General features: G+C 74.8%; 4 protein-coding genes. All 4 read left to right on the forward strand.

Annotation, left to right across the window (positions count from 1 at the left end):
• The first annotated feature begins 8 nt into the window (after positions 1-8).
• From FR742_RS06200 to FR742_RS06215, 4 genes are read left to right on the forward strand one after another with little or no spacing between them, the layout of a single operon-like run.
• A complete protein-coding gene (locus FR742_RS06200; protein ID WP_148030043.1) occupies positions 9-8,729 on the forward strand; it encodes a type I polyketide synthase in 8,721 nt (2,906 codons plus the stop codon).
• Complete coding sequence (locus tag FR742_RS06205) at positions 8,719-14,031, forward strand: type I polyketide synthase (protein WP_148030044.1); 5,313 nt, start codon at positions 8,719-8,721, stop codon at positions 14,029-14,031. The genes FR742_RS06200 and FR742_RS06205 overlap by 11 nt, the downstream gene beginning before the upstream one ends.
• Positions 14,032-14,048: 17 nt before the next feature.
• Positions 14,049-19,499, forward strand: coding sequence for a type I polyketide synthase (locus FR742_RS06210; protein WP_148030045.1), 5,451 nt, complete (start codon positions 14,049-14,051; stop codon positions 19,497-19,499).
• Between the two features lie 33 nt (positions 19,500-19,532).
• Entirely contained in the window at positions 19,533-24,377 is a 4,845-nt protein-coding gene (locus FR742_RS06215; protein ID WP_187281020.1) for a type I polyketide synthase, read from the forward strand.
• Positions 24,378-24,380 lie beyond the last annotated feature (3 nt).

Genomic DNA, 24,380 nt, shown 5'->3' on the forward strand with positions numbered 1-24,380 from the left:
GCGAATTGATGGGTGACGAGTCGATTCGGCCGGTGGTCACCGGCGGTCCGGACGCGATCGCCGTCGTCGGCATGGCCTGCCGCCTGCCCGGAGCCGCCGATCCCGGGGCGTTCTGGAAGCTGCTCCGCGAGGGCGTGGACGCGGTCACCGAGGCGCCGGAGGACCGGTGGCCGGAGGCGACGGAGTACCGGCGCGGCGGCTTCCTCCAGGACGTCCACGGCTTCGACGCGGCGTTCTTCGGCATCTCCCCGAACGAGGCCGCGGCGATGGACCCGCACCAGCGGCTGGTGCTCGAACTCGCCTGGGAGTCCCTGGAAAGCTCCCGCACCGCGCCCGGCGGGCTGCGCGGCAGCGCGGCCGGGGTGTTCCTGGGCGCCATCTCGAACGACCACGCCGCGTTGCTGGCGCGGGCCGGCGCCCATCCGGGCAGGCATGCCTACACCGGGGCGAACCGCGCCATGATCGCCAACCGGGTCTCCTACTTCCTCGGCCTGCGCGGCCCCAGCCTCACCCTCGACGCGGGGCAGTCGTCCTCGCTGGTCGCGGTGCACCTGGCGTGCGAGAGCCTGCGCCGCGGCGAGACCGCGCTCGCCCTGGCCGGCGGCGTCAACCTCAACCTGAGCGGCGAGACCACCGACGCCATCGGCAGCTTCGGCGCGCTGTCGCCGGACGGCCGCTGCCACGTCTTCGACAGCCGCGCCAACGGGTACGTGCGCGGCGAGGGCGGGGCCGTGGTCGTGCTGAAGCGGCTGGCCGACGCGCTGGCCGAAGGCGACACCGTACACGCCGTGATCCTCGGCGGGGCCGTCAACAACGACGGCGGCGGCGAGGGGCTGACCGTGCCCAGCCGGCGGGCGCAGGAGGAGGCCATCAGGCTGGCCTGCGCGCACGCCGGCGTGGCGCCGGGCGACGTGGGCTACGTCGAGCTGCACGGCACCGGCACCAGGGTGGGCGACCCGGTGGAGGCCGCGGCTCTCGGGGCGGCGTACGGGACGGCCCGGCAGGACGGCGACCCGCTGCCCGTCGGCTCGGTCAAGACCAACATCGGCCACCTGGAGGGCGCGGCGGGCATCGCCGGGCTGCTCAAGGTGGTGCTCGCCATCAAGCACCGCGAGCTGCCCGCCAGCCTGCACTTCGCGTCGCCGCCGCCGGAGATCCCGCTGACGGATCTGCGCCTGCGCGTGGTACGCGAGACCGTCCCCTGGTCCGCGGGCGGGCGGCTGGTGGCGGGCGTCAGCTCCTTCGGCATGGGCGGCACGAACTGCCACCTCCTGCTCACCGAACCACCCCCGCGCTCCCCCGAACCGGAGGACCTCGCCCGGACCCGCCCCGAAGATCTTGACCTGCGGCGGTCCGGGGACGCCCATGCCCCCGGAGCCCGCGCGGGCGGGGACGCCGGGTGGCCGTGGGTGGTCTCCGCGCGGTCGCCGGAGGCGCTGCGCGCGGCGGCGGGCCGGCTCGCGGAGGTCGCGGCGGAGCCCGGCGCCGAGCCGGACGGGATCGCGGCCGGCCTGCTGAGGAGCCGCACCGCCTTCGAGCACCGCGCGGTGGTGCTGGGCGCGGACCGGAAAGCCAGGCTGTCCGGGCTGCGGGCGCTGGCCGGCGGCCTGCCGCACGACGACGTCGTGCTCGGCGCGGCGGCGGGCGGGCGGCGTGTCTTCGTTTTCCCCGGCCAGGGATCGCAGTGGCCGGGGATGGCCCGCGAACTGCTGGCCGCGTCGCCGGTGTTCGCCGCCCGCGTCGCTGAGTGCGCGGACGCGCTCGCGCCGCACACGGACTTCTCCCTGGTCGACGTGCTCGGCGAGCGGCCCAGCGCCCCCGGCCTCGACCGGGTGGACGTGGTCCAGCCCGCGCTGTGGGCCGTCATGGTCGCGCTCGCCGAGGTGTGGCGCTCCCACGGCGTCGAGCCGGACCTGGTCGTCGGCCACTCCCAGGGCGAGATCGCCGCCGCCACCGTCATCGGCGCGCTCAGCCTGCCCGACGCGGCGCGGGTCGTGGCGTTGCGCAGCCGCGCCATCGCCGGCATCGCGGGCCGGGGCGGCATGCTGTCGGTCGCGGCGCCCCTCGACGTGGTCGAGCGGGCGATCGGCCCGCTGGCGGTGTCCGTGGCGGCGGTCAACGGGCCGTGCTCGGTGGTCGTCGCCGGGCCGCGCGAGCTGCTCGACGAGCTGGCCGGGCGGCTCACCGACCACCGCACCAAGGCCATCCCGGTCGACTACGCCTCCCACACCGCCGAGGTCGAGCAGGTACGCGACGAGGTGCTCGCCGCGCTGGCCCCGATCCGCCCGGTGAGCGCCGCGACGGCGTTCGTCTCCACGCTCACCGGCGAGCCGATGGACACCTCGGGGCTCGACGCCGGTTACTGGTACCGCAGCCTGCGCAACCCGGTCCGGTTCGCCCAGGCCGTGCGGGTGGCGATCGGGGAACGCTGCGACCTCTTCGTGGAGTGCAGCCCGCACCCGGTCCTCGCCACGGCGGTGGAGGAGACGGCGGAGGACGCCGGGGGCGAGGCCGTGGTGATCGGCACGTTGCGCCGCGGCGAGGGCGGGGCCGGCCGCGTGCTGCGCTCGCTCGCCCGGGCGTACGCGGCGGGCGCCCCGGTCGAGTGGCCCGCCCTGCGCGAGACGCCGCGCTCCTGCCTCGCGGACCTTCCCACGTACCCCTTCCAGCGCCGGTCGTACGGGCCCGCCACCCCGGACGCTCACCGACCGTCACACGCCCCCGGCGACCGCGTGCCCGGCCGAGGGCCGGACGGCGTGCGTGATGGCGACGGCGGGACGCCGGACGCGGTGTCGCGCGAGGAGCGGGAGGTGCGGTCGGCGCGGAGTTCGGCTGAGGTGCGGGAGCTGGTTCTGGAGGCCGCTGCCCGGCTGCTCGGCCACGATGACGCGGCCGCGCTGGAGCCTGCCCGGACGTTCAAGGACCTGGGCTTCGAGTCGGCGACCTCGCTCGAACTGCGCGACCGGTTGCGCGCCGCGACCGGGTTGAAGCTCCCGACCGGGCTGCTGTTCGACCATCCGACGCCCGCCCGCCTCGCCGACCACCTGTACGCCCTGCTCACCGCCTCGGCGCCGGACACGCCGGTCGTACGGCCACGACCGAGGCAGGCGGAAGCCGACGACCCGATCGCGGTGATCGGGATGGGCTGCCGCTACCCCGGCGGGGTGGCCTCGCCGGAGGACCTGTGGCGGCTCGCCGGCACCGGCCAGGACGCCATCGGCGAGTTCCCCGCCAACCGGGGCTGGGACCTGGACGCGCTCTTCGCCACCGGCCCCGACCGCTCGGGCACCAGCGACACCAGGTACGGCGGTTTCCTGTACGACGCCGACCGGTTCGACGCGTCCTTCTTCGGCATCAGCCCGCGCGAGGCGGCGGCCATGGACCCGCAGCAGCGGCTGCTGCTGGAGATCTGCTGGGAGAGCATCGAGCGGGCCGGGATCGACCCCGCCGACCTCCGCGGCTCGGCCACCGCCGTGTTCATGGGCGCGATGGCCCCCGAGTACGGCCCCCGGCTGCACCGGACCGCCGGCCTCGCCGACGGCCACCTGCTGACCGGCACCGCGCTGAGCGTCGTCTCCGGCCGCATCGCCTACACCTTCGGCCTGGAGGGCCCGGCCCTCACCACCGACACCGCCTGCTCGTCCTCGCTGGTCTCCGTCGTCCTGGCCGTGCAGGCGCTGCGGCGGGGTGAGTGCGCGATGGCGCTGGCGGGCGGCGCGACCGTGATGTCCAGCCCCGGGATGTTCGTGGAGTTCAGCAGGCAGGGCGGGCTGGCCGCCGACGGGCGCTGCAAGGCGTTCTCGGCCGCGGCCGACGGCACCGGATGGGCCGAGGGCGCGGGCGTGCTCCTGCTGGAGCGCCTCTCCGACGCGCGCCGCCTGGGCCACCCGGTCCGCGCCCTGATCCGCGGCGGCGCCGTGAACCAGGACGGCGCCTCCAACGGGTTGACCGCGCCGAGCGGTCCGGCCCAGGAGCGGGTGATCCGTCAGGCGCTGGCCGACGCGATGCTCGACGCCCGCGATGTGGATGTGGTGGAGGCGCACGGCACCGGCACCACGCTCGGCGACCCCATCGAGGCGCAGGCGTTGCTGGCCACGTACGGGCGTGGACGTCCGGCGGAGCGGCCGGTGTGGCTGGGCTCGCTGAAGTCGAACATCGGTCACACCCAGGCGGCTGCCGGGGTGGCCGGTGTGATCAAGATGGTGAAAGCGCTGGAGCACCGTACGCTCCCGCCGACCTTGCACGCTGACGAGCCGACGCCGCACGTGGACTGGGAGTCCGGCGGCGTGCGGCTGCTGACCGAAGCGGTGGAGCTGCCCGGCGAGCGTCCGGTGCGGGCCGGGGTCTCCTCGTTCGGGGTCAGCGGTACGAACGCGCACGTGATCCTGGAGGGCGCGCCGGCGACGCCATCCGGCGGTCCGCTGGCACGGGTGCCGGAAGTCGGTGACGGTCCGCTGGAGCCCGTGTCGGCGGCCGGTGACAGTCCGCTGGAGCCCGTGTCGGCGGCCGGTGACGCTCCGCTGGCGCAGGCGTTCGCGGCCGGTGACGGTCCGCTGGTGTGGCCGGTGTCGGCGAGGTCGGCGGAGTCGTTGCGGGTGCAGGCGGCGCGGTTGCTCGCGTACGGGGAAGGCGTCGCTGATCAGGACCTGGCCGGTGCGGGGCGGGCGCTGGCCCGGCGTGCGAGCTTCGAGCACCGCGCCGTGATCGTGGCGGGGGACCGGCGGGAGTTGCTGGCGGGGCTGGCCGCGCTGGCGGAAGGCGGGGCCGACGCCGCGGTGGTGAGCGGGGTGGCGGCGCCCGGGGTCCTGCCGGTGTTCGTGTTCCCTGGTCAGGGCTCGCAGTGGGCGGGCATGGCCGTGGAACTCCTGGATGACGACGAGACGTTCCGGGCCGCCCTGCTCCGCTGCGAGGAGGCGCTGCGCCCGCACATCGGCTGGTCGGTCGTGGACGTGTTGCGCGGTGCTTCCGGCGCGCCCGCGCTGGAGGGATCGGACGTGATCCAGCCGGTGCTGTTCGCGGTCATGGTCTCCCTGGCGGAGGTCTGGCGCTCGCTCGGCGTGCGGCCGTCCGCGGTGCTCGGCCACTCCCAGGGCGAGATCACCGCCGCGTGCGTGGCGGGCGCGCTCTCGCTGGAGGACGCCGCCAAGATCGTGGCCCTGCGCAGCCGGGCGCTGACGAGGCTGGGCGACCGCGGCGGCATGCTCGCCGTGCCCGTCGACGCGGAGCGGGCCGCCCGGATGCTGGAGCCGTGGGCCGGCAGGCTCTGGCTCGCCATCCACAGCGGACCGGACAGCTCGGTGGTGGCGGGCGACGCCGACGCGCTGGAGGAGTTCACCGCCGCCCACGGCGACACCGTACGGATCCGCCGGGTCGCGATCGGCTACGCCGCCCACACCCCGCACATCGACGCCCTGCGCGACGAACTGCTGGAGACGCTCGGCGGCGTCCATCCTCGCCCGGCCGAGGTCGCGTTCTGCTCGTCGCTGGAAGGCGGCACGATCGACACGGACAGGCTGACGGCTGACTACTGGTTCACCAGCCTGCGGCGACCGGTGCTGTTCCGCCAGGCGGTGGAGTCGCTCGCCGGCTCGGGCACCCCCGTGTTCGTGGAGTGCAGCCCGCACCCGGTGCTCACCGGGCACGTCGAGGACACGCTCGCGGACGCGTCCGGCGGCGCCACGGGCACGCTGAGGCGCGGCGACGGCGGCGCGGCCCGCCTGTTCAAGTCCGCCGCCCAGGCCTGGGTGCTCGGCGTGGACGTGGACTGGCCCGCGGCGCTCGGCCCGGCGACGAGCCACGACGACGGGCTCCCGACCTACCCCTTCGAGGCCGCGAGGCACTGGCTGGACGCGGAGCCGGTCGCCGCCGGCGGCGGGCTGGTCCCGTCCCGGCACCCGCTGCTCGGGGCCGGTGTCCCGCTCGCCGCGGAGGACGGGTTCCTGCTGGCCGGGCAGCTGTCCCTGGCCACCGCGCCGTGGCTCGGCGACCACGCCGTGGAGGGTGCGGTGCTGCTGCCCGGCACCGCCTTCGTCGAGCTTGCGCTGGAGGCCGCGGCCAAGGTCGGATGCGACGAGGTCGAGGACCTGACGCTGGAGGCCCCGCTGTTCCTGCCGGAGACGGGAGCCGTACAACTGCAGCTCGCGGTCGGCGGGCCGGACGAGCAGGGCCGCCGCACCGTCACCGTCCACGGCCGTACGGGCGGCGACGCCGAGGAGGGCTGGATCCGGCACGCGACCGGCCTGCTCGGCGCGGGCACCGCCCCGGCCGCCGGTCCGCTCGCCGGCACGGCCCAGGCTGTCGGTCGGCTCTCTGGCACCGCCCCGGCCGCGCCGATCTCGTGGCCGCCGCAGGCCGAGCCCGTGGACCTGGACGACCTGTACGGCAGGCTCGCGGAGCGCGGCTACGAGTACGGCCCCGCGTTCCAGGGGCTGCGGGCCGCCTGGCGCGCGGGCGATCACGCCTATGCCGAGGTGACCCTGCCCGAGCCGGTGAGCGGCGAGGCCGGGCGCTTCACGCTGCACCCCGCGCTGCTGGACGCCGCGCTGCACCTGGTGGTGCTGGAGTCGGCGGACGATTCCGGCCTGTTGCTGCCGTTCTCCTGGAACGGGGTCCGGGTGGTCGCGACCGGCGCGCGGACGCTGCGGGTGCGGATCGACGGGTCGGGCGACGACCGCGTCTCGCTGACGATCTTCGATGGCGCCGGGCAGTGGATCGGCGGCGTGGACACGCTGGTCCTGCGCCGGATGCCCAGGAACGCCGCCCCCGTCAGCTCCACGGGCTCCGCGGCGCACGTCGTCGAGTGGGTCGAGCCGGTCGTCGCCGGGGTGTCCGAGCTGCGCTGGGCGCTGGCCGGTTCCGACGAGCTGACCGACGAGATCGGCACCGAGCTGGCGGCGGCCGGGATCGAGCCGCCCCGCTACTACGACCTCGCGTCACTGGCCGAGATGAGCGCGGCCGGCGTCCCCGACCTGGTCCTGGCCCCCTGCCAGGCCGACCCCGGCGACCTGCCGTACTCCGCGCACGACGCGGTGGGCCAGGCGCTCGACCTCGTCCAGGGCTGGCTCGGCGACGAGCGATTCGCCGGGTCGCGGCTGGTCTGCCTCACCCGGGGCGACGACCCGGCGAGCGCGGCGGTGCGAGGGCTGGTGCGGGCGGCGCAGAGTGAGCAGCCGGGCCGGTTCGTGCTGGCCGACGTGCCCGAGAAGTTCTCCGCCTGGGGGCTGCTGGCCGCCGCCGTGGCCGCGGGCGAGACCGAGATCGCCGGCCGCGACGACACCGTCCTCGTCCCCCGCCTGGTGCGCCGCCCGGCAGCCACCGCTCCCGCTGAGGTCTCTTCCGCGATGGCTGGTGCGGTGCTGGTGACCGGGGGGACCGGTGGGCTTGGTGCTCTGGTGGCGCGTCGGCTGGTGGCGCGGCACGGGGTGCGGGATCTGGTTCTCCTGTCGCGGCGTGGGCTTGAGGCTTCGGGCGCGGCCGGGCTGGTGGCGGAGCTGGAGGAGGCCGGCGCCCGGGTGCGGGTGGCCGCCTGTGACGTGTCCGATCACGCGCAGCTGGCGGACGTGGTGGCGTCGGCTGGTCCGCTGGCCGGTGTGGTGCACGTCGCCGGTGTGCTGGACGACGGCTTGGTGGAGGGGCTGACCCCGGAGCGGGTGGCCGGGGTGCTGGGGCCGAAGGCGGACGCCGCCTGGTTCCTGCACGAGCTGACCGGGTCCTCCGAGCCGGGCTTCTTCGTGCTGTTCTCGTCGCTGGCCGGGGTGGTCGGCAACGCCGGTCAGGGCAATTACGCGGCGGCGAACGCCTTCTTGGACGGGCTGGCGGTCGCCAGGCGTGCGGCGGGGCTGCCTGCGGTGTCGGTGGCGTGGGGGCTCTGGGATGTCGAGTCCGGCATGAGCGGCGCCATGGGCGAGGCCGATCGGGCGCGGCTGGCCCGCGCGGGGATCGCCCCGCTGCCGGTGGAGGAAGGGCTCGCGCTGTTCGACGCGGCCCTGGCCGGTGACGCCGATCCGGTGGTGGTGGCGGCCCGCTGGGACATGGCGGGACTGAGGGCACGCGCGGAGAGCGAGGAGCTGCCGAGTGTGCTGCGCGGCCTGGTCCGCATGCCCCGACGGGCGGCGGCCGGGGCCGACGCCCAGCCCCCGGCGGGACCGGCCGAGCTGACCGAGCGTCTCGCCGCGCTGGGTGAGGCCGGCGCGCTGACCCACCTCACCGAGCTGGTCCGCTCGCACGTCGCCGCCGTCCTCGCGTACGGCGGCGCGGACTCGATCGACGTGGACCGGGCCTTCAACGAGCTCGGCTTCGACTCCCTGACCGCCGTCGAACTCCGCAACCGGCTCACCACGGGCACCGGGCTGCGGCTGCCGTCCACGCTGGTCTTCGACCACCCCACGGTCCGCTCGCTCGCCGAGTACCTGTTCCGCACGCTGGCCCCCGAGACGCCCTCCGCCGAGGACGCCCTGCGGACGGCGGTGGACCAGGCCGAATCCGTGATGCTCGCCGCCAACGGCGAGGCGGACGCCGTACGCGACCGGCTCGTCGCCATTCTGCAGAGCGCTCTCACCAGGATCGGCGCGACCCCGGCGGACACGCTGGCCGCCGCGCCCACCAGGTCCAACGGCGCCGCGGAGGAGATCGTGTCCGCCTCCGACGAGGAGATCTTCGCCTTGATCGACAACCGAACGATGACATCTCCTCTGAGATCGCCACAGGAAGGGCTGGACCATGGCGAATGAGGACAAGCTTCGCGCCTATCTGAAGAAGGTCACCGTCGAGCTGGCGGAGACGCGTCAGCGGCTGGCTGAGGATCAGGGGCGCAGGCATGAGCCGGTGGCGATCGTGGGGATGGCGTGTCGTTTTCCGGGTGGGGTGGGTGGTCCGGAGGAGTTGTGGGAGCTGGTGGCGTCCGGGGGGGATGCGATCGGGGAGTTTCCGGTGGATCGGGGGTGGGATCTGGAGGGGTTGTTCGATCCGGATCCGGAGGTGGTGGGGAAGTCGTATACGCGTCATGGGGGGTTCGTGTATGACGCGGGTGAGTTCGATGCGGCGTTCTTCGGGATGAGTCCGCGGAGTGCGTTGGCGACGGATCCGCAGCATCGGTTGTTCCTGGAGTCGTGCTGGGAGGCGTTGGAGCGGGCGGGGATCGATCCGGTGACGCTGCGGGGCAGCCGTACCGGCGTCTACGCCGGCAACATGTTCAACGACTACTCCTCCCGTTACGTGCACGGCGCGGTTCCTCCGGCGCTGGAGGGGGTGCTGCTGTCGGCGAGCACGCCCAGCGTGCTGTCCGGGCGGGTCTCCTACACCCTCGGGCTCGAAGGCCCCTCGCTCACCGTCGACACCGCCTGCTCCTCCTCCCTGGTCACCCTGCACCTGGCCGTGCGGGCCCTGCGGCAGGAGGAGTGCACGCTGGCCCTCGCGGGCGGCGTCACCCTGCTGGCCTCACCTGACGCCTTCGTGGAGTTCTCGCGCCAGCGCGCGCTCTCTCCTGACGGCCGCTGCAAGCCGTTCTCCTCCACCGCCGATGGCGCGGCGTGGGCGGAGGGGGTGGGGGTGCTGGTGCTGGAGCGGTTGTCGGAGGCGCGGCGCAACGGCCGGCGGATCCTGGCGGTGGTGCGGGGTTCGGCGGTGAACCAGGACGGCGCCTCCAACGGGATGACCGCGCCGAGCGGCCCGGCCCAGGAGCGGGTGATTCGTCAGGCGCTGGCCGACGCGTTGCTGGACACGCGGGACATCGACGTCGTGGAGGCCCATGGCACCGGTACGACGTTGGGCGATCCGATCGAGGCTCAGGCGTTGCTGGCCACGTACGGGCGTGGTCGTCCGGCGGAGCGGCCGGTGTGGCTGGGCTCGTTGAAGTCGAACATCGGTCACACCCAGGCTGCCGCCGGGGTGGCCGGTGTGATCAAGATGGTGCAGGCCATGCGGCACGGGACCCTTCCCCGTACCCTCCACGTCGAGGAGCCGACGCCGCACGCCGACTGGTCCGCGGGCGGCGTACGGCTGCTGACCGAGGCCCGCGAGTGGCCGCGCGGTGAGCACCCCCGCCGGGCGGGGGTCTCCTCCTTCGGCATCAGCGGCACCAACGCGCACGCCATCATCGAGGAGTACGTCCCCGAGGCCGCGCCCCTGCCCGAAGCCCGCCCCGAGCGCGTCTTCACCGGCCCGCTCGCCTGGGCCGTCAGCGGGCACACCGCCCAGGGCGTGCGCGCGCAGGCCGAGCGGCTGCACCGCCACGTCACGGCGCAGGACCGCCCCGACCCCGCCGACGTGGCACACTCCCTGGTCACCACCCGGACCGCGCACCCGCACCGCGCGGTCGTGCTCGGCCGCGACCACGAGACCCTCGTCGCCCATCTCGGCGACCACCTGCACGGGCGGCCCGTGGCCGAGGTCGTCACCGGCGTGGCGGCCGAGCACACCCGCACGGCCTTCCTGTTCACCGGGCAGGGCGGGCAGCGGCCCGGCATGGGCCGGGAGCTGGCCGCCGCCTCGCCGGTGTTCGCCGCGGCCCTGGACGAGGCGTGCGCCGCCCTCGACCCCCACCTGGACCGGCCGCTGCGCGAGGTCATGTGGGCCGGGCCAGGCACCCCGGAAGCCGCCCTGCTCGACGAGACCCTCTACACCCAGCCGGCCCTGTTCGCCTTCGAGGTCGCCGCCTTCCGGCTGCTGGAGTCGCTCGGGCTCGCCCCCGCGTACGTCGCCGGGCACTCCGTCGGCGAGTTCGCCGCCGCGCACGTCGCCGGGATCTGGTCGCTGCCGGACGCCGCCCGCCTGATCGCCGCCCGCGCCCGGCTGATGCACGGGCTGCGCGAGCCCGGCGCCATGATCGCGATCGCCGCCACGCCGGACGAGGTCCGGCTCACCCTGGCCGGGCTCGACGACAAGGCCGGCATCGCCGCCGTCAACGGGCCGGACAGCGTGGTGATCTCCGGCGACGAGGAGACGTGTCTCGCGGTCGCCGCCCACTGGCGCGAGCGCGGCCGGCGCATCCGGCGGCTGACCGTCAGCCACGCCTTCCACTCCCCGCTGATGGAACCGATGGTCGGCGAGTTCGCCGCCGAACTGGACACGGTGACGTTCGGCAAGCCCCGGATCGCGTCCGTGACCGGCCTCCTCGACACCCCGTGGACCAGCCCCGAATACTGGCTGAGCCAGATCAGGCTGCCCGTCTTGTTCCACCCGATGATCGCCCGGCTGGAGGAGCAGGGGGTCAACCTCTTCCTGGAGGTCGGGCCGCAGGCCGTGCTCGCGGGCATGGCGCACGACTGCGTCACCGGCGAGGACGCCTCGATCCTCGCCCTGCACCGCCGCGACCGCGCCGAGCCTGACGCGCTGGCCGCGTGCCTGGCCGGCGCGTGGGCCGCCGGAGCGTCGGTCGACTGGCCCGCGCTCCTCCCCGGCGGGAACCGGGTGGACCTGCCGACCTACGCCTTCGAGCGCGAGCGTTACTGGCTCGGCCCGCCCGCCCGCGCCGCGAACCTGTCCGCCGTCGGCCTGCGCGAGGTCGCCCACCCCCTGCTGGGAGCCGAGCTCGACCTCGCCGGGGACGGGCCGGTCGTGCTCACCGGCAGCCTGTCGATCAGCAGCGCGCCCTGGCTCGCCGACCACGCGGTGGCGGGCGCCGTGGTGCTGCCCGGCACCGCGCTGGCCGACCTGGTCCTGGAAGCCGCCACGAGGACCGGGTCCGACCTGGTCGAGGAGCTGATGTTCGAGGCTCCGCTGGTGCTGCCGCGGCACGGCCCGATCACGGTCCAGGTCGTCGTGGACCCTCCTGACTCCTCGGGCGCCCGGCCGGTGCGCGTGCACTCGCGGCCGGTCGACGACCCCGAGACCGGCTGGACCCGGCACGCGTCCGGCTCGCTGGCCGACGGTGCCGTGGGTTCGGGTGCGTGCGAGTGGGCCGGGGTGTGGCCGCCCGTCGACGCGGTGGTGGTGGATGTCGAGGGGGGTTATGAGCGGCTGGGGGAGCGGGGTTACGAGTACGGTGCGGCGTTCCAGGGGTTGCGGGCGTTGTGGCGTCGTGGTGAGGAGCTGTTCGCGGAGGTGGTGGCGCCCGAGGGCGTGGACGTGACCGGCTTCGGCATCCATCCCGCCCTGTTCGACGCCGTGTTCCACCCGCTGCTCGTCGCCGACCCCGCGGACGAGCTGCGCCTGCCCTTCGAGCTGCGCGGCCTGCGACTGTACGAGGCGGGGGCGGGCACGCTGCGGGTCCGCCTGACCAGGACCGGTCCTGACGGGTGCGCCATCGAGGCGGCCGGTCCCTCGGGGCGTCCGGTGTTCTCGCTGGACTCCCTGCGAGCGCGCCCGGTGCCGGCCGAGTCGCTCGCCACGGCCGGTCTGCCGCTGTACGGGGTGGAGTGGGCCGAGGTGGCTCCCGTCGCGCCTGGCTCGATGGAGCCGGAGGTGGTGTGGTGTGTGAGCGGGTCGGCGGACGTTCCGGTGGCGGTTCGGGAGCTGACCTCGCGTGTGCTTGCGGCGGTGAAGCAGGCCGGGGCGTCGCCGGTGGTGTTCGCGACGCGGCCGGGGGATGTGGCCGGTGCGGCGGTGTGGGGGCTGGTGCGGTCGGCGCAGAGTGAGCAGCCGGGCCGGTTCGTGCTGGCGGAGGTGCCGGAGGGGTTCTCGGGCTGGGACGCGGTGCTGGCTTCGGGGGAGCCGCAGGTACGGGTGATCGACGGACAGATCCTGGCCCCTCGCCTGACCCGCCGCCCCACGACCACTCCTTCCGCCACCTCCAGGTCTGGTGCGGTGCTGGTGACCGGTGGGACCGGGGGACTTGGTGCTCTGGTGGCGCTGCGGCTGGTGGAACTGCACGGGGTGCGGGATCTGGTGCTGGTGTCTCGGCGTGGACCTCGGGCCGAGGGCGCGGCGGAGCTGGTGGCCAAGCTGGAGGACGCCGGTGCCCGAGTGCGGGTGGCGGCGTGTGACGTGTCCGACCGTGCGCAACTCGCGGACGTGGTGGCCTCGGCCGGGCCGCTGGCCGGTGTGGTCCATGTCGCCGGGGTGCTGGACGACGGGCTGGTGGAGGGGCTGACCCCCGAGCGGATCAGCGGGGTGCTGGGACCGAAGGCGGACGCTGCCTGGTTCCTGCACGAGCTGACCCGGGATCTGGGGTTCTTCGTGCTGTTCTCCTCCCTCGCAGGAGTGCTGGGCAACGCGGGCCAGGGCAATTACGCGGCGGCGAACGCGTTCCTGGACGGTCTGGCGGTTGCCCGGCGTGCGGCGGGGCTGCCGGCGGTCTCCGTGGCCTGGGGACTCTGGGACGTGGAGTCCGGCATGACCGGTGTTCTGGCGGAGGCGGACAAGGCGCGGCTGGCCCGCGCGGGGATCGCGCCGCTCGCGGTGGAGGAAGGGCTGGCGTTGTTCGACGCGGCCCTGGCCGGCGATGTCGATCCGGTGGTGGTGGCGGCCCGCTGGGACATGGCGGGGCTGCGGGCGCGGGCGGAGAACGACACGCTGCCGGGAATGCTGCGCGGCCTCGTCCGCGTGCCACGCCGCGCCGCCGGACGGGCTGAGGGCGCGGGGTCGCTGGTGTCCCGGCTGTCGGAGCTGAACCGGGACGAGGCGCTGCGGCTGCTCACCGACACCGTACGCGACCACGTCGCAGCAGTGCTCGCCCACGGCAGCGCGGACAAGGTCGGCATCGACCGGGCCTTCAACCAGCTCGGCTTCGACTCACTGACCGCCGTCGAACTCCGCAACCGGCTCAACACCGACACCGGGCTGCGGCTGCCCGCGACCCTCGTCTTCGACCACCCGACCGTGCGGGTGCTGGCGCAGCACCTGTTCGACGCGCTGGCTCCCACGCAGCCGTCGCCCGAGGACATGCTGCGCGGCGCCCTGGAGCACGTGGGGTCGATGCTCACCACCGCCAAGGACGACAGCGAGATCATCCGCGGCAAGCTCGTCGCCGTGCTGAAGAGCGGCCTGGCCCGCTTCGGCACCGAACCGGACGGCGGCCGCCCCGACACGGTGGTGGACAAGATCGACGACGCCTCTGATGAGGAGATCTTCGCCCTCATCGACAACGACCTGTGACTGGAAGGGCCGGAGCGATGGAGAACGAGCAGAAGCTTCGCGATTACCTGAGGCGCGCGACCGTCGAGCTGGCGGAGACGCGTCAGCGGCTGGCTGAGGATCAGGGGCGCAGGCATGAGCCGGTGGCGATCGTGGGGATGGCGTGTCGTTTTCCGGGTGGGGTGGGTGGTCCGGAGGAGTTGTGGGAGCTGGTGGCGTCCGGGGGGGATGCGATCGGGGAGTTTCCGGTGGATCGGGGGTGGGATCTGGAGGGGTTGTTCGATCCGGATCCGGAGGTGGTGGGGAAGTCGTATACGCGTCATGGGGGGTTCGTGTATGACGCGGGTGAGTTCGATGCGGCGTTCTTCGGGATGAGTCCGCGTAGTGCGTTGGCGACGGATCCGCAGCATCGGTTGTTCTTGGAGTCGTGCTGGGAGGCGTTGGAGCGGGCGGGGATCGATCCGGTGACGCTGCGGGGCAGCCGTACCGGCGTCTACGCCGGCAGTATGTACGAGCACTACTCCACCCGATTCCTGCACAAGGCGCCGGAGTCGGTCGAAGGCACTCTGTTCACCTCCAGCGCGTCCAGCGTCCTGGCGGGCCGCGTCTCCTACACTCTCGGCCTGGAGGGCCCGGCCCTCACCACCGACACCGCCTGCTCCTCCTCTCTGGTCGCGCTGCACCTGGCGGTGCAGGCCCTGCGACGCGGCGAGTGCTCGATGGCCCTGGCGGGCGGCGTGTCGGTGATGGCGACCCCCGCGCCGTTCGTGGAGTTCTCGCGCCAGCGCGCGCTGGCCCCCGACGGCCGCTGCAAGTCCTTCTCCTCGACCGCCGATGGTGCGGCGTGGGCGGAGGGGGTGGGGGTGCTGGTGCTGGAGCGGTTGTCGGAGGCGCGGCGCAACGGCCGGCGGATCCTGGCGGTGGTGCGTGGTTCGGCGGTGAACCAGGACGGCGCCTCCAACGGGATGACGGCGCCGAGCGGTCCGGCCCAGGAGCGGGTGATCCGTCAGGCGCTGGCCGACGCGTTGCTGGACACGCGGGACATCGACGTCGTGGAAGCGCACGGCACCGGCACCACGCTGGGCGACCCGATCGAGGCGCAGGCGTTGCTGGCCACGTACGGGCGTGGACGTCCGGCCGAGCGGCCGGTGTGGCTGGGGTCGTTGAAGTCGAACATCGGGCACACCCAGGCAGCTGCCGGGGTGGCCGGTGTGATCAAGATGGTCAAGGCGCTGGAGCACCGGACGATGCCGCCGACGCTGCACGTCAAGGAGCCGACGCCGCACGTGGACTGGGAGTCCGGTGGGGTGCGGCTGCTGACCCAGGCGGTGGAGGTGCCGGGCGAGCGTCCGTTGCGGGCCGGGGTCTCCTCGTTCGGGGTCAGCGGTACGAACGCGCACGTGATCCTGGAGGGCGCGCCGGCCGAGCCGGAGGTGCCGGCCGGTGACGGTCCGCTGGTGTGGCCGGTGTCCGCCAGGTCGGCGGAGTCGTTGCGGGCACAGGCGGCGCGGCTGGTCGCGTACGCGGAAAACGCTTCTGACCGGGACCTGCCAGGCGCGGGCCGGGCGCTGGCCCGGCGCGCGAGCTTCGAGCACCGAGCCGTGATCGTGGCCGGGGACCGGCGGGAGCTGCTGGCGGGGCTGGCCGCGCTGGCGGAAGGCGGGGCCGACGCCGCGGTGGTGAGCGGGGTCGCGGCGCCCAACGTCCAGCCGGTGTTCGTGTTCCCCGGTCAGGGTTCGCAGTGGGCGGGCATGGCCGTGGACCTCCTGGACGAGGACGAGACGTTCCGGGCCGCCCTCCGCCGCTGCGAGGAGGCGCTGCGCCCGCACACCGGCTGGTCGGTCGAGGACGTGCTGCGCGGCGCGCCCGGCGCGCGGTCCCTGGACGGCACCGACGTGATCCAGCCCGTCCTGTTCGCGGTCATGGTCGCGCTGGCCGAGCTGTGGCGCTCCCTCGGCGTGCGGCCGTCCGCGGTGCTCGGCCACTCCCAGGGCGAGATCGCCGCCGCGTACGTCGCGGGCGCGCTCTCGCTGGAGGACGCCGCCAAGGTCGTGGCCCTGCGCAGCCAGGTGCTGACCCGGCTCGGCGGCACCGGCGGCATGCTCGCCGTGGCGCTGCCCGCGGCCAGGGCCCAGGAGCGGATCGAACCGTGGGCGGACCGGCTGTGGGTGGCCGTGCACAGCAGCCCCACCGGCTCGGTGGTGGCAGGAGAGGTCGCCGCCCTGGAGGAGTTCGCCGCCACGTGCGAGGGCACCGTGCGGGTGCGCCGCATCGCGGTCGACTACGCCTCCCACACCCCGCACGTCGAGGCGCTGCGCGACGAGCTGATGGCCGCGCTGCGCGACGTGCGGCCGCGCGCCGCCGACGTCCGCTTCTGCTCCGCCCTCGCCGGCGCGTTCATCGACCCGGCCGAGCTGACCACCCGCTACTGGTACGACAACCTGCGCAACCCGGTACGGTTCGAGCAGGCCGTCAGTGCCGTCGCCGGAGCGGGCACCCCGCTGTTCGTCGAGGTCAGCCCGCATCCGGTGCTGGGCCCCGACACCGAGGCCATCTGCGAGGCAGCCGGCGTGTCCGCGGGCGTCTGCCACACGCTGCGGCGCGACACGGGCGACCGTCGCCGCTTCCTCACGGCGCTGGCCCACGCCTGGGTGCTCGGCGCCAAGGTCTCCTGGAGCGACGCGCTGCCCTCCGCGCCGCGTCCCCGCCACGAGCCGCCGACCTACGCCTTCGCCCGGCGCAGGTTCTGGCTCACCGGCGACCAGGCCGGCCCCGTGTCCGGCGCGGGCATCGACGGCTCCCGCCACCCGCTGCTCGACGCCGTCGTGCCGGTGGCCGGGGACGGCTACGTGCTCACCGGCCGGATCTCCCTGCGCGGCGCTCCCTGGCTGGCGGGCCACGCGGTCGCGGGCCGCGTACTGCTTCCCGGCGCCGCCTTCGCCGACCTGGCCCTGGAAGCCGGCGCCCAGGCGGGCTGCGCCCGGCTCGACGAACTGGTCATCGAGGCTCCGCTGTTCCTTCCCGAGCAGGGCGCGGTCACCGTACAGATCACCGTCGACCCCCCGGACGCGGGACGGCGCCAGATCGCCGTCTACTCCCGCACCGGCGACGAGGACGACGCCTGGACCCGCCACGCCTCCGGTGTGCTCGCCGGGGACGTCCCGGGCCGTGGTGCGTGCGAGTGGGCCGGGGTGTGGCCACCCGTCGACGCGGTGGTGGTGGAGGTCGAGGGGGGTTACGAGCGGCTGGGGGAGCGGGGTTACGAGTACGGTGCGGCGTTCCAGGGGTTGCGGGCGTTGTGGCGTCGTGGTGAGGAGCTGTTCGCGGAGGTGGTGGCGCCGGAGGGCGTGGACGTGACCGGCTTCGGCGTCCATCCCGCCCTGCTGGACGCGTCCTTCCACCCCCTCGTGCTGGCCGTGGAGGACGACGAGTTGCGGCTGCCGTTCGCGTTCGGTGACGTCCGCCTGCACGCCTCGGAGTCCGCCGCGCTGCGCGTACGCCTCACGACCACCGGCGAGGACGCCGTCGTCGAGGTGGCCGACACCGACGGCGCGCCGGTCCTGTCCATCGGCGCACTGCGCGCACGACCCGCCGACGTCCGCCCGTCCGCCTCGACCGGTCTGCCGCTGTACGGGGTGGAGTGGGCCGAGGCGGCTCCCTCCGCGCCGGGCTCGGTGGAGCCGGAGGTGGTGTGGTGTGTGGGCGGGGCGGCGGACGTTCCGGTGGCGGTTCGGGAGCTGACCTCGCGTGTGCTTGCGGCGGTGAAGGGTGCCGGGGCGTCGCCGGTGGTGTTCGCGACGCGGCCGGGGGATGTGGCCGGTTCGGCGGTGTGGGGGCTGGTGCGGTCCGCACAGAGTGAGCAGCCGGGCCGGTTCGTGCTGGCGGAGGTGCCGGAGGGGTTCTCGGGCTGGGACGCGGTCCTGGCTTCTGGCGAGCCCCAGGTACGGGTGGTCGACGGCCGCATCCTGGCCCCTCGCCTGACCCGCCGCCCGACACCCACCACTTCCGCCACTCCCGATCAGACCTCCGCCCCAGCTTCCGACCAGACCCCTGTTCCAGCCTCCGACCAGGCCTCTGCGACGGCCTCCGGCCGGACGCCTGCGTCGGCCTCCGACCGGCTGCTCGCTGCGGCGTCCGCTGGGGTTTCTTCCGTGATGGCTGGTGCGGCGTCCGGCGGGGCTTCTTCCGTCAGGTCGGGTGCGGTGCTGGTGACCGGTGGCACCGGTGGGCTGGGGGCGCTGGTGGCGCTGCGGCTGGTCGAACTGCACGGGGTGCGGGATCTGGTGCTGGTGTCGCGGCGTGGTCCTCGGGCCGAGGGCGCGACGGAGCTGGTGGCGAAGCTGGAAGGGGCCGGTGCCCGGGTGCGGGTGGTGGCCTGTGACGTGTCCGATCGTGCGCAGCTCGCTGACGTGGTGGCCTCGGCCGGGCCGCTGGCTGGTGTGGTGCACGCCGCCGGGGTGCTGGACGACGGCTTGGTCGAAGGGCTGACTCCCGAGCGAATCAGCGGGGTGCTGGGGCCGAAGGCGGACGCGGCCTGGTTCCTGCACGAGCTGACCCGTGATCTGGACTTCTTCGTGCTGTTCTCCTCGCTCGCCGGGGTGCTGGGCAACGCGGGCCAAGGTAGCTACGCGGCGGCGAACGCGTTCCTGGACGGATTGGCCGCCGCCCGGCGCGCGGCCGGGCTGCCGGCGGTCTCCGTGGCCTGGGGGCTCTGGGACGTGGAGTCCGGCATGACCGGCGCCATGGGCGCGGCGGACAAGGCGCGGCTGGCCCGCGCGGGAGTCGCGCCGCTCGCGGTGGAGGAAGGGCTGGCGCTGTTCGACGCCGCCCTCGCGGACGCGGAATCCGGAGTGGTGGCCGCCCGCTGGGATCCCGCCGGTCTGCGGGCGCGGGCGGAGAACGGTGACCTGCCCGGAATGCTGCGCGGCCTCGTACGCGTGCCGCGCCGTGCGGCGGGAGCCGGGGCCGGGAACGCGGGCCCGCTGGCGGCCCGGCTGCCGGCGCTGGGCAGGGACGAGGCGCTGCGACTGCTCACCGACACCGTACGAGACCACGTCGCGGCCGTGCTCGCCCACGGCGACCCCGCCCAGGTGGACGTGGACCAGGCGTTCAACCAGCTCGGCTTCGACTCACTGACGGCCGTCGAACTCCGCAACCGGCTCAACACCGACACCGGGCTGCGGCTGCCCGCGACCCTGGTCTTCGACCAGCCCACGGTCCGCTCGCTCTCGGCGTACCTGGCCGGAGTGCTCGTCCCGGCGCCGCCCTCGGCCGAGGACACCCTGCGCACCGCCCTGGAACGGGTCGACGACCTGCTGGCCGCGGCCAACGGCGAGGCGGAGAGCATGCGCGACCGGCTCGCCACCATCCTCCAGGGCGCGCTCACCAAGCTCGGCGGCGGCGGACAGCACGATGTCGGCGGCGTCATGGAGAAGATCGACTGCGCTTCCGACGAGGAGATCTTCGCCCTGATCGACAACGACCTGTGACCCATGACCACCTCGACCGGAAAGGCACGAAAGATGGGGACAGAGGACAAGCTCCGCGCCTACCTCAAGCGCGCCACGGTCGAGCTGGCCCAGGCGCGCGGCCGGCTCGCCGAGGCGGAGGAGCGCGCCCACGAGCCCATCGCGATCGTCGGCATGGCCTGCCGCTATCCCGGCGGCGGCGACACGGCCGAGGGCCTCTGGGAACTGCTCAGCGAGGGCCGCAGCGCGGTGCGCGAGGTGCCGGCGAGCCGCTGGGACATCGACGACTACTACCACCCCGACCCGCGCACCCCCGGCGGCGTCTACACCAGGTACGGCACCTTCCTGGACGACATCACCGGCTGGGACGCCGAGTTCTTCGGCCTCTCGCCGCGCGAGGCGCTGCGCATGGACCCCCACCAGCGCCTGCTGCTGGAGCTGGTGTGGGAGGGCCTGGAGAACGCGGGCCTGTCGCCCGCGCGGCTGGCCGGCAGCCGCACCGGCGTGATGATCGGGCTCATGGACACCCTGCAGTACGGCCGGCTGCAGATCGAGAGGCAGGGCGGCGCCGCGCTCGCCGACCCCTACCTGGGCCAGGGCTCGGTGCCCAGCGTCGCGGCCGGGCGCATCGCGTACCAGCTCGACCTGAACGGCCCCACCCTCACGGTCGACACCGCCTGCTCCTCGTCGCTCATCGCGGTCCACCTGGCCTCCGAGAGCCTGCGCAGGGGCGAGTGCGACCTGGCCGTCGCCGCGGGCGCCTCGCTGACCATGCACCCGTCCCTCTACATCCAGGCGTGCGCGGGCCTGATGATGTGCTCCGACGGCCGGTGCAAGACCTTCGACGAGAGCGCCGACGGCTACGTCATGGGCGAGGGCGGCGGCCTGGTCGTGCTGGAGAGGCTGTCCAGCGCCGTCGCCGCGGGCCGCCGCATCCACGCCGTGCTGCGCGGCTCGGCGGTCAACCAGGACGGGCGCAGCAACGGGCTCACCGCCCCGAGCCGGCGCGCGCAGGCCGACGTGATCGGCCGCGCGCTCGCCGCCGCCCGCGTCTCACCGGACGACGTCGCCTACGTGGAGGCGCACGGCTCCGGCACCCGACTCGGGGACGCCATCGAGCTGTCCGCGCTGCACGACGTCTTCGGCCGCCGCTCGCCCGACCGGCCGCTGCGCGTCGGCGCGATCAAGACCAACATCGGGCACACCCAGGCCGCGGCGGGGGTCGCCGGTCTCATCAAGTCGGTGCTGATCCTGAAAAATGGGCAGATTCCGCCCAGCCTGCACCTGACCAACCCGGCCGCCGCCTTCCCCGAGAACGGCGCCATCCGCCCGGTCACCGGCCTGGAGCCGTTGCCGCAGGGGGACGAGCCGGCCCTGGCCGGAGTCAGCTCGTTCGGGCTGTCCGGCACCAACGCCCACCTGATCGTGGAGAAGGCGCCCCCGCCCGCCCCGCCCGAGACGCCGGCGCGCGACACCGTCCACCTCCTGCCGCTGTCGGCCGGCAGCGCCGCCGCGCTGCGCGAGCAGGCCACCCGGCTGGCGGACTGGGTGAGCGCCCACCCCGCTGCGACCGTGCCCGACCTCGCCCACACGCTGCAGACCGGCCGGGCCGAGCTGGACCACCGCCGCGCCCTGGTCTGCGCCGATCTGGACGACGCCGTACGCGGGCTGCGCGCCGCCGCCGACAGCGGCGGGGGCCACCGGGTGAAGGGCCGGCCCCGCGTCGCGTTCCTGCTCCCCGGGGTCGGCGACCAGTACGCGGGACTCGGCCGGGAGCTGTACGCCAAGGAACCGGTGTACGCCGAGGCGGTGGACAACTGCGTCGAGCTGGTCCAGCGCCGCTCGGCCACGGACCTGCGGCCCCTGTTCCTCGCTGAGACCTCGGCCGCCCCCGGCGATCTCGCCGCCCTGCTCGGCCGCACCGGCGAGGCGCCCGAGGCTCCCGGCCCCCTGGACCACGCCGAGGTGGCCCACCCCTTCCTCTTCACCGCCGAGTACGCGCTGGCGCGGCTGCTCGGGCACTGGGGCGTCACCCCGGACCTGCTCATCGGCTACAGCCTCGGCGAGTACGTGGCCGCGTGCCTGGCCGGGGTCTTCACCCTGGAGGACGCGCTGCACGTCGTGCTCGAACGGGCGCACCTGATCAACGCCGTGCCCGCCGGGCGGATGATCGCCGTCGCCGCGCCCGAGGAGCGCATCGTCCCCGTGCTCGTGAGCGGCGGGATCGACGTGGACGTCGCCGCGGGCAACGGGCCGTCGATGACCGTGCTGAGCGGGAGCCCCGCCGAGATCGAGGCGGCGTCGGCCGCCCTGGCCGTGGAGGGCATCGCCTGCCGGGCGCTGCGCTCCGCCCACGCCTTCCACTCCAGGCTGCTGCAGCCGGCCAGGGAGAAGCTCGCCGCGGTGCTCGACACCGTGCCGAGGCGGGCGCCGGCCGTCCCCGTCGTCTCCAACCTCACCGGCCTGCCGCTCACCGCCGAGCAGGCCACAGGCACCTCCTACTGGGCCGACCAGCTCGTCAGCACGGTCCGCTTCGCCGACGGGGTGCGTCACTGCGTGGACCAGGACGTGGACGCGTTCGTCGAACTGGGGCCCGGCCAGACGCTCGGCGGGCTGGTCAGGCAGAACCTGGCCGGCGGCTCCGGCGTCGCCGTGCTCGGCACCCTGCCGCCCCGCTGGACCGGCGGCGCTCCCCGCGACCCCCACGAGGAGCTGCTCCGGACCTGCGCCCGGCTCTGGGAGCTCGGCGCCGAGGTCACCTGGGAACGCACCCGCGCCGGCGCGGGCCGCGTGCTCAGCCTGCCCACCTACCCCTTCCAGCGCACCAGCTTCTGGCCCGACCGGACCACCGCTCACGGAGCTCCCGCTGGGTCAGATGCCGCCCGGGGTCCCGCAGCCACCGGCTCGGACGCCGATCAGTACGTCGGGTCCGCTTGGCCGGACGCGGACCGGCATGCCGAGCCCGCGGACTACACCTTCGTCCCCTCCTGGCGGCAGGATCCGGTCCGGGAAGCGCCCGCGGCCGGTCTGGACCTGACCGGTCCGCTCGTCGTGTTCGCCGACTCCGGCGGTGTGGGCGCGGCGCTCGCCGACCTGGCCGGCGCCTCCGTGGTCGAGGTGGTCGCGGGCGACGGGCCGCCGCGCCGCGAAGGCCGCCGCCTGACCCTCGACCCCGCCGTCCCCGCCCACTACGGGGCCGTCTTCGCCGACCTGCCGTCCGACGGACCCGTGCACGTCGCGTACCTGTGGAGCCTGGACGCCGGGACCGGCGGCCTCCCCGGCGACGAGGAACTCCGGACAGCCGTCGCCCGCGGCTTCGACAGCCTCATGCTGGCCATCCAGGCACTGGGCGACCTGCCCGCCGAGCGGGAAGTGCGGCTGGTGACAGTGACCGGCGGCGCCGCCGAGATCCTCAGCGGCGACATCCCCGCCCCCCACCAAGCCCTGGCCCACGGTCTCGGCCGCGCGGCCAGGCACGAGTACCCCGCCCTGAACTGGCGAGGCCTCGACCTCGACCCCGAAACCGTCGGCACACCCGCCCACGGACCGGCCCCGGAAGCCGGCACGGCGGCGGGGCAGGTCGCTCGTGAGCTGCTTCGCGAGTGGGACTCCGGCGCGGCGGACGACGATCCGGTGGCCGGGTGGCGGCGCGGGCGGCGCTGGGTGCGGGCGTGGGCCGAGGTCACCGCAGAGCCGCCGGCGTCCCCGGTGTGGCGGGCCGACGGCTCGTACCTGATCACGGGCGGGACACGCGGGCTGGGCATGGCGCTCGCCAAGCATCTCGTACGGGCGGGCGTACGGCGGCTCGCCCTGGTCGGCCGCACCCCGCTGGACCGCGAAGCGGGCGGCGAGCGGGCGGAGGGCGTCGAGCGGACCCTGCGTGACGTCGCCGAACTGGAGGCCAGCGGGGCGGAGGTGCTGCTGCTCACCGCCGACGCCGGGGTGCCCGAGCAGCTCAGGGAGGCGCTGCGGCGCGGCAGGGAGCGGTTCGGCTCCCTGACCGGCGTGGTCCACGCCGCCGGGCTGCCCGCCGCCGGCCTGCTGAGCCGGCGCACCGTCGCCGACGCCGGCCGGGTGCTCGCGCCCAAGGTGCTGGCCATGGGGCCGCTGGCCGAGCTGGTCGGCCCCGCGACCCCGGCCGCCGAACGCCCGGAACTGCTCGTGCTGTACTCCTCCGCGGTCACCGCGTTCGGCGGCATCGGCGAGGGCGACTACTGCGCCGCCAACACCGTCCTGGACGCGTACGGTGACGCGCTGGCCGCCACAGCCCCGTCGACCAGGGTCGTGTCGGTCGCCTGGGGCCCCTGGCAGCACGACGTGTGGCAGTCGGAGAACCTCAAGTCGGCGGGCGGGCTGGCCGACCGGGTGGCCGCCTACCGCGCCCGGTACGGCTTCGCCGAGGACGCCGGCTGCGCCCTGCTGGACCGGATCGTGGCAGGCGGCCACGGCAACGTGATGGCGGTGCGACAGCCGCTGCGCGAGGTGCTGGCCGCCTGGACGGGCATGCTCGACCTGGACGACCTGGTCGGCGCCGCCTCCGCCGTACCCGAAGGGGAGCGGTTCCCGCGCCCGCAGCTGCGCACCGACTTCGCCGCGCCGCGCACCGCCGCGGAGGCCGAGATGGCCGAGCTGTGGGGCGCCTACCTGGGCATCGACGGCGTCGGCGTGCACGACCCGTTCTTCGACCTCGGCGGAAACTCGCTGGTCGGCATGGCCATGGTGCTCGCGATCGAGCAGCGGCTGGGGCGCCCGGTGCCGCCCGCGCTGCTGTTCGAGCACCCGACCATCGCGGAGTTCGCCGCCGCGCTCGACGGCGGCGGGGGCCGCCAGGAATCGCTCACCACGAGTTCGGCACGGGGGCAGCGGCGGCGCCGGGCCCGTTCCAGTAACCGGAAATGAGGC

The sequence above is a fragment of the Nonomuraea sp. C10 genome, from assembly GCF_008017515.1.
In the GTDB taxonomy this organism is placed as follows: domain Bacteria; phylum Actinomycetota; class Actinomycetes; order Streptosporangiales; family Streptosporangiaceae; genus Nonomuraea; species Nonomuraea ferruginea.